Source organism: Pantoea sp. GABEPS69 (genome assembly GCF_045780835.1).
GTDB lineage: Bacteria > Pseudomonadota > Gammaproteobacteria > Enterobacterales > Enterobacteriaceae > Pantoea > Pantoea septica.
The window spans coordinates 3,065,156-3,079,557 of the sequence record NZ_CP118618.1 but is presented as its reverse complement, the minus strand read 5'-3'; the positions used below and the strand labels follow the sequence as shown (position 1 = coordinate 3,079,557).

General features: G+C 56.8%; 14 protein-coding genes. 4 read left to right on the top strand and 10 right to left on the bottom strand.

The window, feature by feature from the left end; all coding sequences use genetic code 11:
* Positions 1-84 precede the first annotated feature (84 nt).
* Positions 85-1,533, top strand: coding sequence for a tRNA uracil 4-sulfurtransferase ThiI (gene thiI, locus PVE98_RS15140; protein ID WP_033752727.1), 1,449 nt, complete (start codon positions 85-87; stop codon positions 1,531-1,533).
* 32 nt (positions 1,534-1,565) lie between these two features.
* Here thiI and yajL read toward each other — a convergent pair whose 3' ends face one another.
* Positions 1,566-2,162, bottom strand: coding sequence for a protein deglycase YajL (yajL, locus tag PVE98_RS15135; RefSeq protein ID WP_096072694.1), 597 nt, complete (start codon positions 2,160-2,162; stop codon positions 1,566-1,568).
* Positions 2,116-3,036 carry a 2-dehydropantoate 2-reductase gene (gene panE / locus PVE98_RS15130; protein ID WP_033752725.1) on the bottom strand — a complete coding sequence of 307 codons (921 nt, stop codon included), beginning with the start codon at positions 3,034-3,036 and terminating at the stop codon, positions 2,116-2,118. Before panE ends, yajL begins: the two co-directional genes overlap by 47 nt.
* A 138-nt stretch (positions 3,037-3,174) precedes the next feature.
* Between panE and PVE98_RS15125 the strand changes: the two genes are divergently transcribed.
* Positions 3,175-3,666, top strand: a complete 492-nt coding sequence (locus PVE98_RS15125) for a YajQ family cyclic di-GMP-binding protein (protein ID WP_096072695.1) — start codon at positions 3,175-3,177, stop codon at positions 3,664-3,666.
* Positions 3,667-3,820: 154 nt separating this feature from the next.
* Positions 3,821-4,846 (top strand): alcohol dehydrogenase AdhP, encoded by a 1,026-nt coding sequence (gene adhP, locus PVE98_RS15120; RefSeq protein ID WP_033752723.1) that lies wholly within the window; start codon positions 3,821-3,823, stop codon positions 4,844-4,846.
* 66 nt (positions 4,847-4,912) lie between these two features.
* Here adhP and PVE98_RS15115 read toward each other — a convergent pair whose 3' ends face one another.
* From PVE98_RS15115 to PVE98_RS15080, 8 genes are all read right to left on the bottom strand, one after another.
* Complete coding sequence (locus tag PVE98_RS15115; RefSeq protein ID WP_033752722.1) at positions 4,913-6,277, bottom strand: MFS transporter; 1,365 nt, start codon at positions 6,275-6,277, stop codon at positions 4,913-4,915.
* Positions 6,278-6,408: 131 nt separating this feature from the next.
* Positions 6,409-7,296, bottom strand: a complete 888-nt coding sequence (gene cyoE / locus PVE98_RS15110) for a heme o synthase (protein ID WP_033752721.1) — start codon at positions 7,294-7,296, stop codon at positions 6,409-6,411.
* A gap of 11 nt (positions 7,297-7,307) precedes the next feature.
* Positions 7,308-7,637: a cytochrome o ubiquinol oxidase subunit IV gene (locus tag PVE98_RS15105; protein ID WP_048783368.1), complete on the bottom strand. Its 330-nt coding sequence runs from the start codon at positions 7,635-7,637 to the stop codon at positions 7,308-7,310.
* Positions 7,637-8,254 (bottom strand): cytochrome o ubiquinol oxidase subunit III, encoded by a 618-nt coding sequence (locus tag PVE98_RS15100; RefSeq protein WP_033752718.1) that lies wholly within the window; start codon positions 8,252-8,254, stop codon positions 7,637-7,639. The genes PVE98_RS15105 and PVE98_RS15100 overlap by 1 nt, the downstream gene beginning before the upstream one ends.
* Positions 8,254-10,236: a cytochrome o ubiquinol oxidase subunit I gene (cyoB, locus tag PVE98_RS15095; protein WP_033752717.1), complete on the bottom strand. Its 1,983-nt coding sequence runs from the start codon at positions 10,234-10,236 to the stop codon at positions 8,254-8,256. The genes PVE98_RS15100 and cyoB overlap by 1 nt, the downstream gene beginning before the upstream one ends.
* 4 nt (positions 10,237-10,240) lie before the next feature.
* Positions 10,241-11,167, bottom strand: a complete 927-nt coding sequence (cyoA, locus tag PVE98_RS15090) for a cytochrome o ubiquinol oxidase subunit II (protein ID WP_048783360.1) — start codon at positions 11,165-11,167, stop codon at positions 10,241-10,243.
* 449 nt (positions 11,168-11,616) lie between these two features.
* A complete protein-coding gene (ampG, locus tag PVE98_RS15085; protein WP_096072696.1) occupies positions 11,617-13,098 on the bottom strand; it encodes a muropeptide MFS transporter AmpG in 1,482 nt (493 codons plus the stop codon).
* A gap of 55 nt (positions 13,099-13,153) precedes the next feature.
* Positions 13,154-13,732 carry a lipoprotein gene (locus PVE98_RS15080; protein WP_033788805.1) on the bottom strand — a complete coding sequence of 193 codons (579 nt, stop codon included), beginning with the start codon at positions 13,730-13,732 and terminating at the stop codon, positions 13,154-13,156.
* 279 nt (positions 13,733-14,011) lie between these two features.
* Here PVE98_RS15080 and bolA point away from each other — a divergent pair, with 279 nt between their 5' ends.
* The gene (bolA, locus tag PVE98_RS15075; protein WP_033752711.1) at positions 14,012-14,326 is read left to right on the top strand and encodes a transcriptional regulator BolA; all 315 of its coding nucleotides are present in this window, start codon (positions 14,012-14,014) and stop codon (positions 14,324-14,326) included.
* Positions 14,327-14,402 lie beyond the last annotated feature (76 nt).

Here is a 14,402-nt window from a genome sequence, read left to right as displayed (position 1 = left end):
GCGCCCTTTAGCCCGCAATTTTTATGATTTTACCAGCTAAGTGCCGCTCGCTCGCACTTATTTGCCCAACGAATTCGTGTCGCCATGAAGTTTATCATCAAGTTATTTCCCGAAATCACCATCAAAAGTCAGTCGGTGCGGTTGCGCTTTATTAAAATTCTCACCAGCAATATTCGCAACGTGCTGAAGACCGTCGGCGACGATATCGCCGTGGTGCGCCACTGGGATCACATCGAAGTCCGGTCGAAAGACGAAGGGCTGCGCGGCGTGATTGTGGATGAGCTCACCCGCATTCCCGGCATTCATCACGTGCTGTCGGTCGAAGACCGCAGCTACACCGACGTGCACGATATTTTCGAGCAGACGCTGGCGCAGTATGGCGAGAGCCTGCAGAACAAAAGCTTCTGCGTGCGCGTTAAGCGCCGCGGTAAACATGAGTTTAGCTCGCAGGACGTAGAGCGCTACGTCGGCGGCGGCCTTAATCAGCATATCGCCAGCGCGAAGGTGCAGCTGAACAAGCCCGACGTCACCGTGCATCTTGAAATCGACGACGATCGGCTGATGCTGATCACCGGCCGCTATGAAGGGCTGGGCGGTTTTCCGATCGGCACGCAGGAAGATGTGCTGTCGCTGATCTCCGGCGGCTTCGACTCCGGCGTCTCCAGCTATATGCTGCTGCGCCGCGGCTGTCGCGTGCACTACTGCTTCTTTAATCTCGGCGGCGCAGCGCACGAAATCGGCGTTCGCCAGGTGGCGCACTATATCTGGAACCGCTTCGGCCGCTCGCACCGCGTGCGCTTTGTGGCGATCAACTTCGAGCCGGTGGTCGGCGAGATTCTGGAAAAAGTGGATGACGGCCAAATGGGCGTAGTGCTGAAACGCATGATGGTGCGCGCCGCGTCGATGGTCGCAGAGCGCTACGGCGTGCAGGCGCTGGTGACCGGCGAAGCGCTGGGCCAGGTCTCCAGCCAGACGCTGACCAACCTGCGCCTGATCGACAACGCCTCCGACACCCTGATCCTGCGTCCGCTGATCTCACACGATAAAGAGCACATCATCAAAGTGGCGCGCGAGATCGGCACCGAAGATTTTGCCAGCACCATGCCGGAATATTGCGGCGTTATCTCTAAAAGCCCGACGGTGAAAGCGGTTAAGGCGAAGATTGAAGCGGAAGAGCAGAACTTCGATTTCGCTATTCTGCAGCGCGTAGTGGAAGAGGCGAGCAACGTCGATATCCGCGATATCGCCGAGCAGGCCGAAGAAGAGGTCGTGGAAGTGGAAACCGTGGACTCGTTCGGCAGCGATGACGTAGTGCTGGATATCCGCGCCATCGACGAGCAGGAAGATAAGCCGCTGGCGCTGCAGGGCACCGAGGTGAAATCGCTGCCGTTTTATAAGCTTAGCAGCCAGTTCGGCGATCTCGACCAGAGCAAGACCTGGCTGCTCTACTGCGATCGCGGCGTGATGAGCAAGCTGCAGGCGCTCTATCTGCATGAGCAGGGCTTCAAAAACGTGAAGGTCTATCGTCCGTAATGAAACAGGCTGCGCATAGTGCGCAGCCTTTTTTACTCGCTGTAATCGTAGATGCCCGCCGCCAGCACCAGCTGGGATGCCACCTCCGCCGCTTTCTCTTTACCCGCCAGCAGATCGATCAGCTTAAGCGCGAAATCCATCGTCGTGCCCGGCCCCTGGCTGGTCAGCAGATTGACGCGCGGATCCCATACCACGCGCCTCTCCATCCACTTCTCCGCCGGAATCGTCTCCTTTAAGCCGGGAAAGCCGGTCATATTGCCCACCGGAAAGAGGTCGTGCGGCACCAGCACCGTGCCGGCCGCCGCGCAGATCGCCGCGACGATGCGGCCGGAGAGATGGAACTGGCGCACCGTTTCCACCAGCAGCGGACTGTCGCGGAAGGTTTCCGCGCCTTTCAGACCGCCCGGCAGCACGATGGCTGCGTAATCGTCATCGGCTATCTCCACCAGCGGCGCATCCGCCAGCAGGCGCACGCCGCGCGAGCAGACAATTTCGCGCGCGCCGTCGCTCTCTATGCTGGCAGTAACCACTTTCAGGCCGCCGCGCACCAGCAAATCGATGGTGGTGACCGCCTCGGTCTCTTCACTGCCATGTGCCAGGCAAACGAGAACTGGCGTGTTCGCGGTCATAATGGGACTCCTTGCGTTTTACGAGCTCATAGAGACGAGTGTTTTCCGGCACCGCGATGCCCTGCGCGCGTGCGCGCCGCAGCAGAAAGCCGGAGATGTAATCGATTTCAGTCAGACGCTGCGCGCGCACGTCCTGCAGCATAGAGGAAGTATTGGCCGCGGTGGTTTCAATCACGTTGTAGACAATATCCCGCAGGCTGTCGGCGGTGATATGCTGGCCCTCGCGCTCCATCACCCAGCTCAGCTCCTGGCAGAGCAGGTCGATCTGTTCCGGCCAGGCGCGCAGCGCGCCGTTCTGGCAGTCGTGCTCCACGGTCAGCGGATTGATAACGCAGTTGACCGCCAGCTTGCGCCAGCAGGCGGCGGCGATATTGTCGTGCCAGGCGACGTCCGGCAGCGCCGCGTGCAGGATATCGGCGAGGTCGCTAAAGGCCGCGCTTTTCCGGTTTGCCGGGCCGATATGCGTAATGCCGCTGGCGACATGTTTAATCACCGTACCGTCGCGCATCGCCGCATGCGTGGTGATGCCGCGCAGCAGCGGCTGGCTCAGGCCTTTCAGCTCTTCCAGCGTACCCATACCGTTGTGCAGCAGCAGCACCGGACAATCGTCCGACAGCACGCTCTGCAGGTTGCGCACCGCGGGCGAAACCTGCGGCGCCTTGAGCGTCACCAGCAGCAGCTGGCTGTCGGCCAAAAACAGCGGGTCGTTGGCGATAAAGGTGTTGTTGCTCACCTGGCCCTGGTAATCAATCACGTTGACGGAACAGTAGGGCTGCGGCACGCGCAGCCATCCCTGCACTTCGTGGCCCTGGCGCGCCAGGGCGGCGAGCCAGACCTGGCCAATAGCGCCACAACCCAACACGGTAATCTTCATACTGCCTCCCGTATCCGGGTTTGTCGTTTGTTCTGTTATACACAGCGATAATAAGTATAGCGTTGTGCGCAGCCTGATTTTGTTTAGTGCGGCAAGACGCGTATTATGCATGTCACTTTAGCGTCAGGAGAAGAAGAGATGCCATCTTTCGATATCGTTTCAGAAATCGACATGCAGGAAGTCCGCAACGCGGTCGAAAACGCCAACCGTGAATTAACGACCCGCTTCGATTTTCGCAACGTGAGCGCCAGTTTCGAGCTCAACGAAAAGAATGAAACCATCAAAGTGACCAGCGAGTCCGATTTTCAGGTGAAACAGCTGGTGGATATGCTGCGCGAGAAGATGCTCAAGCGCGGCATCGAGGGCGCCGCGCTCGATATCCCTGAGGAGATCGAGCACAGCGGCAAGAGCTGGAGCGTCGATGCCAAAATGAAAAAGGGCATTGAGAGCGAAGTGGCGAAAAAGATCGTGAAGCTGATTAAAGACAGCAAGATCAAGGTGCAGATGCAGATTCAGGGCGAATCGCTGCGCGTTACCGGCAAATCGCGCGACGATCTGCAGAGCGCGATGGCGCTGGTGCGCGGCGGCAATCTCGGCCAGCCGTTCCAGTTTAAGAACTTCCGCGATTAATCCTCTTAAAGCGTGCGGCAGCTAAACTGCTGCACGCTTTGCTTACCGCCTCTCTCGCCCCGTTTGTTTCCCCTTCCCTCTGCGTTAAATCAATATGCTTACCCGCAAAGGTGTGCAACTCTCTTGATGAAACCCTCAACAGGAGAAAGAAGTCATGAAAATGATGAAAGCTGCCGTGGTTAAGGCGTTTGGTGCACCGCTGGTTATTGAGCAGGTGCCAATACCAGAAGTTGGCGCGGGGCAGGTACTGGTCAAAATCGCGGCGACCGGCGTCTGCCATACCGATCTCCATGCGGCGCAGGGCGACTGGCCCGTCAAACCTGTACCGCCTTTTATTCCCGGTCATGAAGGGGTCGGCGAGGTGGTTGCGGTAGGGCCTAATGTCACGCATCTTAAGCTGGGAGATCGCGTTGGCGTGCCCTGGCTCTACTCGGCGTGCGGGCACTGCGAGCACTGCCTTGATAGCTGGGAGACGCTCTGTCATGAACAGAAGAATGCAGGCTATTCGGTTAACGGCAGCTTTGCGGAGTATTGCCTGGCCGATGCCAACTATGTCGGCATTTTGCCTGATAACCTCGATTATGCCGAGGTTGCGCCGATCCTTTGCGCCGGGGTAACGGTCTACAAGGGCTTGAAAATGACGGAGGCCCGGCCCGGAAACTGGGTAGTTATTTCCGGTATCGGCGGACTGGGCCATCTGGCTGTCCAGTATGCCGTGGCGATGGGGCTAAACGTCGCCGCGGTAGATGTTGACGATGACAAGCTGACTTTCGCGCAGCGCCTCGGCGCCAGCGTGGTGGTGAACGCACGTAAAGACGATCCGGCAGAGGTGTTTCACGCGCAGTTCGGCGGCGCACATGCCGCGCTGGTCACCGCCGTGTCACCTGCGGCGTTTGAACAGGCCATCGGCACGCTGCGGCGTGGCGGAACCATGGTGCTTAACGGGCTGCCGCCGGGCAAGTTCGATCTCTCTATCTTCGATATGGTACTGGACGGTATCACGGTGCGCGGCTCTATCGTTGGCACCAGAAAAGATTTGCAGGAGGCGCTCGATTTTGCCGGACGGCATAAGGTGAAAGCCACCATTGCCGTCGAGCCGCTGAGTCATATCAACGCCATCTTTGAGCGTATGCACGCTGGAAAAATCGAGGGGCGGATCGTGGTGGATATGTCACTTTAACGCAGGCGTGAAAAGCAAAGAACCGGCGCAAAGCCGGTTCTTTTGTCTCAGTTCTAAAGCCCGCGTTTAGCTGCTTGCCAGCAGCGCCTCCAGCTCGGGGCGGCTGGTGACCTTGCTGTCGATTTTGATATAGGCGCTTTTCTCTTCCGGCACGATCAGCACTGCCGATACGCCCGGCTGTGCTTTCAGACGCTGTTCCAGATTCGGCACCGCCAGCGCGTTATCGCTCAACACGATACGCAGGCTGCTGACGTAGGGCGGCTCCTGCATGGTCATGGCGACGAACAGCCAGAGCGCCGCCACGATGGCGCCCACCAGGAACACCGTCTGCGCGTCGAAATGGCCGAACACCCAGCCGCCGAGGCTGCCGCCAATCGCCACGCCGATAAACTGGCTGGTGGAGTAGAGCCCCATCGCCGTGCCTTTATAGCCCGCCGGCGACTCTTTGCTCACCAGCGACGGCAGAATCGCCTCCATCAGGTTAAAGGCGAAGAAAAAGAGCTGCACGCCGATCACCAGCGTCCAGAAATGGCCCGCCGCGCCCCACAGCACGATCTCTGCGATAACGATCAGGCCGACACAGGCGACGAATACGCGCTTCATGCGGCGCTTAACCTCGGCGTAGATAATAAAGGGCACCACGCCGACAAAGGCGATCAGCATCGTCACCAGATAGATTTTCCAGTGCTCGGCGGCGGGCAGACCCGCCTGCTCGAACTGGCCGGGCAGGGCGACGAAGCTGGACATCAGCAAAATATGCAGACAGAGAATGCCGACGTTGAGTTTGATCAGGCGCGAATTGCCGAGCACCTTGCGGAAGCTGCCTTTCACCATGCCCGATTCGCGGTTCAGCACATGGCCGGGCGCGCTCGGCACCACCAGCAGGGTAATCACGATACCCAGCGAGGCGAGAATGGCGATCATCCAGAACAGCGCGTGCAGGCCGAGCGCGTGGGTAACGATGGGACCGACCACCATCGCGATAGCGAAGGTGACGCCGAAGCTGATGCCGATAAAGGCCATCGCCTTGGTGCGGTTCTGTTCGCGGGTTAAATCAGAGAGCAGCGCCATCACGGCGGCGGCGATCGCGCCGGAGCCCTGCAGCGCGCGGCCGAGAATAATGCCCCAGATAGAGGTAGTGGTCGCGGCGATAAGGCTACCGAGAACAAACAGCAGCAGGCCGCCGACGATCAGCGGCTTACGGCCGATGCGGTCAGACATCAGGCCGAAGGGGATTTGAAAGATCGCCTGCGCCAGACCGTAGATGCCGATTGCCAGGCCGATAAGCGTTTCACTTGCACCCTGAAGAGCCATGCCGTAAGTGGTTAATACCGGCAGGACCATAAACATGCCCAGCATACGCAGGGAAAACACCGTGCCCAAACCCCATGTGGCGCGGAGCTCCACCGGCGTCATTTTATTATCGTTCATTCCAACCTCTGTAAGTTTGCCGTATCTATTTTAGGGAGCAGGGCAGGGCGGGTAAAATAATAGTGTTTAAGAAGTGGTAACAAAAAGAAAGGGCGCGAAATCGCGCCCTTAGCATGCATGGCAGTGCGGCATTACCACACGTAGGTCAGCAGATCTTTTGACGCCGGAGCCATAAAGTCCACCGACATCATGACGCTCAGCGCGGTGATAGCCACGATAGAGAAGACGAACAGCTTACGGGCCCAGACACGATCGTTCGAGGTCTTGTAACCTGACAACGCCATTCCCAGCCACCATACGCTCACGGCCGCCGCGACCACCAGATATTTATAGCCCGCGTAGCCGCCCAGCGACAGCATCAGCGTGGCGATCATAAACGCCAGAATGTAGAGCGTAATATGATTCTTCGCCACGGAGATGCCTTTCACCACCGGCAGTACCGGGATGTTCGCCGCCTGGTAATCTTTAAAGCGGAAGATAGCAATCGCATAGGAGTGCGGCATCTGCCACAGGCTAAAGATCGCCAGCAGGATCAGCGCGCCGGCATCAAACTGGTTGGTGACGGCGCAGTAGCCGATCACCGGCGGCGCGGCGCCAGACAGGCTGCCAATCAGCGTCCCGTAAACCGAGTGACGCTTCATGTAGAGACTGTAAACGCCGACGTAAACCACAAAGCCCATGACCGCCAGCCACATGGCCAGCGGATTGGCACCAAAGTAGAGCAACGCAAAGCCAGCAATACCTAGCGCGGTAGCATAAATCAGGCTTACTTTCGCGGAGATGAGGCCTTTAACCAGCACTCGATTCCGGGTTCTCTCCATCTTTACGTCGATATCGCGGTCGATCACGTTGTTGAAAACACAACCTGAGGCGACAACCAGCGACACGCCGATCAGCGAGGCGAGAAACAGGGCGTAATCAATGCTGCCTTTTGAAGCCAGCAAAAATCCGCCGATCACAGAAATTAAATTCCCGAAAATAATTCCTGGTTTTGTTACTTGCAGGTATTGCTTAATCATTACGCGACTCTTTAGTGAACCATCATGTTGTAGTTGAGGTTCCACATAATCCACAGCGAGCCAACTACGACGATCAGAATAATGATCGCCGAGAAGACGATGGCTACCATGTTCCAGCCGCCTTCGGACTTGGTGTCCAGATGCAGGAAGTAGATCAGGTGAACAACGACCTGGATGACTGCGCAGGCAACTACGACGCCCAGGGTCATACCTTGAGATGACCCACCGCTCATCACCATCCAGAACGGAATACCGGTCAGGATGACGGAGAGGATGAAGCCGATCATGTAGGACTTCACGCTGCTGTGCGGAACGACGTTTCCGTTAGCTGAATGACTCATTACATGACTCCCATCAGATAGACAATGGTAAATACGCAGATCCAGACCACATCCAGGAAGTGCCAGAACAGGCTCAGGCACAGGATACGGGTATGGTTAGTCGACGTCAGCCCACGTTTGGCAATCTGGAACATCAGCACCAGCATCCAGATCAGGCCGCAGGTAACGTGCAGACCGTGGGTGCCTACCAGGGTAAAGAAGCCTGACAGGAAGCCGCTGCGATTCGGGCCGAAGCCTTCTTCGATCAGATGATGGAACTCATAGATCTCCATGCAGATAAAGCCAAGACCAAACAGGAAAGTCAGCGCCAGCCAGCTAAGGACTGAGCTCTTCTTGTCGTGGTTCATGGCGATAACCGCCATGCCGTAGGTGATGGAGCTCAGCAGCAGCAGCGCTGTTTCGCCCAGAACGAACGGCAGTTCGAAGATGTCTTTGCCTGCCGGGCCACCGGCAGTGCTGTTGACCATAACTGCATAGGTCGCAAACAGGGTTGCGAAGATAATGCAGTCACTCATCAGGTAGATCCAGAAGCCAAAGACTTTATTAGCTCCCGCATCGTGATGCCCATGCTCCGCATGGGCGTCGTGGTGGTGTTTTGTCAGAGTTTCAGTCGACATTATTTCAGACCCGCTTTGCTGATATCGTCAAAGTGCTGCTTTTCGATCTTCTCAATCTCGGCAACCGGAACGTAGTAGTCCACGTCTTCGTCGAAGCTCTTCACAATCCAGGTCACGATCATGCCCAGGAAGGAGAGGCCAGCCAGCCACCAGATATGCCAGATTGCGGCAAAACCGAATACCGTGGCGAAGGCAGCGATGACGATAGCCGCGCCGCTGTTCTTCGGCATATGAATCTCTTCATATTTCGCCGGCTGCTTGTACGCTTCGCCTTTTTCTTTCATTTCCCAGAACGCGTCGCGCTCGTGGATATGCGGGATAGTGGCAAAGTTGTAGAACGGCGGCGGTGAAGAGGTTGCCCACTCCAGCGTACGACCGCCCCACGGGTCACCGGTCAGATCGCGGTTCTGATGACGGTCACGCACAGAGACGTAGAACATGGTCAGCTGGCAGATGATACCGCAAGCGATCAGGCCTGCACCAACGGCCGCAATAACCAGCAGAGAGTGGAACTGCGGGTCGATATCCTGGCTCAGACGACGCGTCATACCCATGAAGCCCAGAACGTAGAGCGGCATAAAGGCAACGAAGAAGCCGATGATCCAGAACCAGAAGGCGCGTTTGCCCCAGGTTTCGTTCAGGGTAAAGCCGAAGGCTTTCGGGAACCAGTAGGTCACGCCAGCCATACAGCCGAATACCACGCCGCCGATGATGACGTTATGGAAGTGCGCAATCAGGAACAGGCTGTTGTGCAGCACGAAGTCCGCACCCGGCACCGCCAGCAGAACGCCGGTCATACCACCTACAGAGAAGGTGACCAGGAAGCCTACGGTCCACAGCATGGCAGAGTGCATCACGATGCGGCCCTGGTACATGGTGAACAGCCAGTTGAAGATTTTCACGCCGGTCGGAATCGCGATGATCATCGTCATGATGCCGAAGAAGGCGTTAACGTTCGCGCCCGCACCCATGGTGAAGAAGTGGTGCAGCCAAACGATGAACGACAGCACGGTAATGGCGATGGTTGCCCACACCAGCGAGGTGTAGCCAAACAGACGTTTTTTCGAGAAGGTCGCAGTGACTTCAGAGAAGACGCCGAACACCGGCAGAACCAGGATGTACACTTCCGGATGACCCCAAACCCAGATCAGGTTGACGTACATCATCATGTTACCGCCCATATCATTGGTAAAGAAATGGAAGCCAAGGTAACGATCAAGCGTCAACAGCGCCAGGGTCACGGTCAGAACCGGGAACGCGGCGATAATCAGGACGTTGGTGCAAAGAGAAGCCCAGGTAAATACCGGCATTTTGAACAGGTCCATGCCCGGCGCACGCATCTTCAGAATGGTCACGAAGAAGTTGATGCCGGTCAGCGTGGTCCCGATACCGGAAAGCTGGAGACTCCAGATCCAGTAATCGACCCCGACGCCAGGACTGTACTCCGCGCCCGACAGCGGCGGATAGGCCAGCCAGCCGGTCTGTGCGAACTCGCCCACGCCCAGCGACAGGTTAACCAGGATCACACCGACCGCGGTAAACCAGAAGCTCAGGTTGTTCAGGAACGGGAAGGCAACGTCACGCGCGCCGATTTGCAGCGGCACCGCGATGTTCATCAGACCCACGACGAAAGGCATCGCCACGAAGAAGATCATAATCACGCCGTGCGCGGTAAAGATCTGGTCGTAGTGATGCGGCGGGAGTATGCCGGCTTCCCCGGCGGAAGCCATTACCTGCTGGGTACGCATCATGATGGCATCGGCAAAGCCGCGCAGCAGCATGACGAACGCCATGATGATGTACATGATACCCAGTTTTTTATGGTCGACGGAGGTGAGCCATTCCGACCACAGGTACTGCCATTTACCAAAGTAGGTTAGGGCAGCGATGATTGCCAGACCACCAATGATGATCCCGGCAACCGTAACCATGATAATCGGCTCATGGTACGGCACTGCATCCAGTGTTAATTTTCCGAACATCGTATTATTCCTCGGCTCCCGCGGAAGCGGTGTGACTCATGTCCATGCCTTCGTGCTGAGACATGTCCATCTTCCCGTGGCTGGTCATGAACTTAGCGATGACTTGCTTGAACAGTTCAGGATTCGCTGAAGAGAAATATTCCACCGGATGATTTTCGCTTGGCACTGCAACTTTCTCGAAATCTTCCATAGTGGTCAGCGTGTTAGGCGCCGCTTTAACTTTGGCGACCCACTGCTGGAACTCCGCATCGTCCTTGGTTGCAATGGCTTTGAACTTCATACCAGAGAAACCTCGACCACTGAAGTTCGAGGAAATACCGTCGAACGTTCCTGGCTCATTGGCGATCAGGTGCAGTTTGGTCTGCATGCCCGCCATGGCGTAGATCTGGCTGCCGAGCGTCGGAATAAAGAAGGAGTTCATAACGGAGTTAGAGGTAATTTTGAAGCTCACCGGCGTGTTAGCCGGGAAAGCGATCTGGTTAACGGTGGCAATACCCTGTTCCGGGTAGATAAACAACCATTTCCAGTCCAGCGCCACCACTTGGATCTCAACCGGCTTTACGTCAGAGGCCAGCGGTTTGCTCGGCTCCAGCGCGTGGGTTGATTTCCAGGTCAGCACGCCGAGGAAGAGAATGATCAGGATCGGAATGGTCCAGACCACGGCTTCGACTTTGTTAGAGTGCGACCAGTTGGGGCTGTACTTCGCTTCAGTGTTGGATGCACGATATTTCCATGCAAACACCACCGCCATCAAGATTGCCGGAATAACGACGATCATCATTAAGCCGAAGGCTGTCAGAATCAACGAACGTTGCTCAAGTGCAATCTGTCCCTTGGGATTTAACAACGCATTATCGCAGCCACTCATTAACAAAGTGCCTGCGATTAATGACAAAATCCCCAAACTTTTATTGTATTTCCTGAGTCTCATTTAACGACCTCAATGACAAAGGGCTTATTGTCGTTTAAGTGTGCGCGCATTTTACGGGAAGGTTTATGCAGTGTAAACCAGCATAAGGATGTGTCAGCAGCGTGTTGACACCTTTTGCTAAGGGTGTCACAGATGTTGCCTGGGGTGATAAATTATTAACTGCGACAAGCAGTTGGCACTAATATAACAAAAACCGATGAAAGTATCCTTAAAGAAATCAGGGAAAGAATAAACCTTACTTTTGATACTCAATTCTTTAACAAATCTGCATCATTTGGATGATGAAATTTATACAAAATAATTGCGCACCGGTTTTTAATATATTCGCTGAATGCAGAATCAGGATCTTAATATTTCCAGGAAAATAACACTGGATGACAAAGTTTAACTTTTACCGCCCGGCAGGGCGGTTTGATCCATTTTCGTAGTGAAATAATACCTGTTGTTAATTAATGCTGCTGCGCCGCGCTTTTGCGCTGCGCGATGTAGTCAAGCGTCACGCCGCCGCATACTGCCAGCGCCAGCAGCGCTATACCGGCTTCGAACAGCGCGCCCGGCACGCTCTCCAGCCGCCATAGCCCCAGCGCCTGACACGCCAGCGTCGTCAGCCAGAGCGCGATAACAGCGCAGCCGATACAGAACAGACGCGTGGTCCAGCGGTAGCCGGCGGCAAAACGCGTGCGCATCAGGAAGCGCTCGCTGTTTTGCGCGTCGTTCAGCGTGTCGCGACAGAGCAGCAGCAGCAGCAGACCGGGCAGCGCCGCCAGCACGGTGAAAGCGTAGAAGGTCGGCCAGCCCCAGAGTTCTACCAGCCAGCCGGCCGCCGGGCCGACATAGACGCGGCCAACCGCCGAGAGTGCCGAAAGCAGAGCGAACTGCGTGGCGGAGAATGACTTGTTGCACAGGGTCATCAGCAGCGCGACAAATGCCGCCGTGCCCATGCCGCCGCACAGATTCTCCACGAAGACCGCGCTGGCCATGCTCCATAAATGCGGCGGCGTCACCGCCAGCAGCCAGTAGGCGAAATTCGAAACCGCCTGCAGCACGCCGAAAATCATCAGGGCGCGGAACAGGCTCAGGCGCTGCATCAGTACGCCGCCGTAGAGGGCACCGATAATGGTCGCCAGCAGGCCGAGCGTTTTGTTCACCAGTCCGACGTCGCCGGCGTTAAAACCCACGCCGCGGATCAGAAAAGTGGTAGTCAGTGAGGCGGCGAAGGCGTCGCCCAGCTTATAGAGCACGATAAGAGTGATCAGCAGCCAGGCGTTATTGCGCTGAAAAAAGTCCTTCAGCGGCAGTGATACCGCCTCGCGCAGCGAATGCGGCGTGGTGGCGCGCGTATCGGGCTCTTTCGCCATCAGGGTGGCGATAAGCGCGGGCACCATCAGCAGCGCCATCAGCCAGTAGGTCGCCTGCCAGCCGAGATAGCGATCCGCCAGCCAGAGCGCGAGCCCGCCGGAGACCAGCATCGCCAGTCGGTAGCCAAGCACGGTGATGGCAGCGCCGCTGCCGCGCTCTTCCGGCGGCAGCACGTCGGTTTTCCACGCGTCGAAGACGATATCCTGCGAAGCGGAGCAGAAGGCGACCAGCACCGCCAGCGCGGCGAGCAGCGTCAGGTCGCGTCCGGGCTGCATAAAGCCCATAGCGATAATCCCGGCGATCAGCGCCAGCTGCGTCAGCAGCAGCCAGCCGCGTCGACGGCCGAGAAACGGCGGCGTAAAGCGGTCCATCACTGGCGACCAGAGAAATTTAAAAACGTACGCCTGGCCGACCAGCGAAAAAAAACCGATGGTCTTGAGATCGACATTTTCCACCGTCATCCACGCCTGCAGCGTGCCGGCGGTCAGCGCCAGCGGCAGGCCTGAAGCAAAGCCAAGCAGCAGTAAAACGGCGGCGTTTCGTTGAGTGAAGATGCGAAGATAGTGATTCATGCTGACCCTGAAGCGATGCCCGGCGGCGCGCCGGGCATGCATATAGTGCGGCGGATTAGTGCGCGTTCTGCTTGATGAAGTTGTTGATGCTGGTGTCCTGCGCCATATCGGCGATCACGTCGCCCAGCGTCGAGTTCACTGCTTTGGTGATCTTGTCGTTGGTCGCGCTGAAGGCGCCTTCTACGCTATAGGTCTGGCGATAGTTCTTCACCTGCTTGTTGCCGTTCTTCGCGGTGGCGATAATCGAGATATCCGCTTTGGTGGTGATGCTGTAGCGTACGTTGCCCTGGGTCACGTCCGCATAGAGGTTGTTTACCACGATCTGCAGATCGACGGCGCCTTCCGGCCCGATCATATAGCCGCGCGCGGTCATCTGTTTCTCCAGCACTTCCTGCAGCAGGAAGCGCAGATCGCGGGACGGCGTCAGGGTAACCAGCTGGCCGTCGCGGTTGACTTTCGCCAGCGCCTGGTCGCTGCGCTGATCGGCGCCGTTGATGCTGACGGTCACGCCCATCAGACTCGGATCCTGCTGCGGCAGCTCAATTTTCGGCTGAATGGTCAACGTATTGCTGTTGGTGGCGCAGCCGGCCAAAATGAAGGCGGCCAGCAGGGGAAATAACAGTTTTTTCAACATACTTATTCTCGTTAATGTTGTGGGTTGGTTTGCAAAAACTGCGGCCATCATAGCATTGCGCGGCAGTGAAAAAAGCCCTTGCGAAGGGGAAATTCGCGCTAACCGCCTTTTTTATACGCTAAGAAAAATCCAGGCATTGACCCGCAGTCGCGCTGCGCTATCATGCCGGTCGGCTTAGACGGCGGCGGAAATATTTTCACACATTTGTGCGGATGCGTCTGAAAACCTACTAATATTTAACCAGATGGGGCACAGCGCTCGCCATTGAGGAAAGAGACAATGATTCGCGAACAGATCGAAGAGAAGCTGCGCCTGGCTTTTGAGCCGGCTCATCTGGAAGTGCATGACGAAAGCTATCGTCATAATGTCCCGGCGGGTTCCGAAAGCCACTTCAAGGTGGTTATCGTCAGTGACGTATTCGCAGGTCAGCGCTTTCTGGCGCGCCACCGGGCGATTTACGGCGAGCTCGCCGCCGAGCTGGCAGGCAGCGTTCACGCGCTGGCGCTGCATACCTATACCCTGAAAGAGTGGGAGGGATTGCAGGATACCGTGCTCGCCTCGCCAAACTGCCGCGGCGCCGGCACCCTCGCCTGATCTCCTCCCGCTTTTGAAAAACGGCCTGCGGGCCGTTTTTTTTCATTATTTAGCGATAAACGCGATCTCCGGCGCA

What these genes read in the sequence shown, in the direction of transcription:
- thiI (WP_033752727.1), top strand. Translation starts at nt 85, where the DNA reads ATGAAGTTTATCATCAAGTTATTTCCCGAAATCACCATCAAAAGTCAG.
- yajL (WP_096072694.1), bottom strand. Translation starts at nt 2,162, where the DNA reads ATGACCGCGAACACGCCAGTTCTCGTTTGCCTGGCACATGGCAGTGAA.
- panE (WP_033752725.1), bottom strand. Translation starts at nt 3,036, where the DNA reads ATGAAGATTACCGTGTTGGGTTGTGGCGCTATTGGCCAGGTCTGGCTC.
- PVE98_RS15125 (WP_096072695.1), top strand. Translation starts at nt 3,175, where the DNA reads ATGCCATCTTTCGATATCGTTTCAGAAATCGACATGCAGGAAGTCCGC.
- adhP (WP_033752723.1), top strand. Translation starts at nt 3,821, where the DNA reads ATGAAAATGATGAAAGCTGCCGTGGTTAAGGCGTTTGGTGCACCGCTG.
- PVE98_RS15115 (WP_033752722.1), bottom strand. Translation starts at nt 6,277, where the DNA reads ATGAACGATAATAAAATGACGCCGGTGGAGCTCCGCGCCACATGGGGT.
- cyoE (WP_033752721.1), bottom strand. Translation starts at nt 7,296, where the DNA reads ATGATTAAGCAATACCTGCAAGTAACAAAACCAGGAATTATTTTCGGG.
- PVE98_RS15105 (WP_048783368.1), bottom strand. Translation starts at nt 7,637, where the DNA reads ATGAGTCATTCAGCTAACGGAAACGTCGTTCCGCACAGCAGCGTGAAG.
- PVE98_RS15100 (WP_033752718.1), bottom strand. Translation starts at nt 8,254, where the DNA reads ATGTCGACTGAAACTCTGACAAAACACCACCACGACGCCCATGCGGAG.
- cyoB (WP_033752717.1), bottom strand. Translation starts at nt 10,236, where the DNA reads ATGTTCGGAAAATTAACACTGGATGCAGTGCCGTACCATGAGCCGATT.
- cyoA (WP_048783360.1), bottom strand. Translation starts at nt 11,167, where the DNA reads ATGAGACTCAGGAAATACAATAAAAGTTTGGGGATTTTGTCATTAATC.
- ampG (WP_096072696.1), bottom strand. Translation starts at nt 13,098, where the DNA reads ATGAATCACTATCTTCGCATCTTCACTCAACGAAACGCCGCCGTTTTA.
- PVE98_RS15080 (WP_033788805.1), bottom strand. Translation starts at nt 13,732, where the DNA reads ATGTTGAAAAAACTGTTATTTCCCCTGCTGGCCGCCTTCATTTTGGCC.
- bolA (WP_033752711.1), top strand. Translation starts at nt 14,012, where the DNA reads ATGATTCGCGAACAGATCGAAGAGAAGCTGCGCCTGGCTTTTGAGCCG.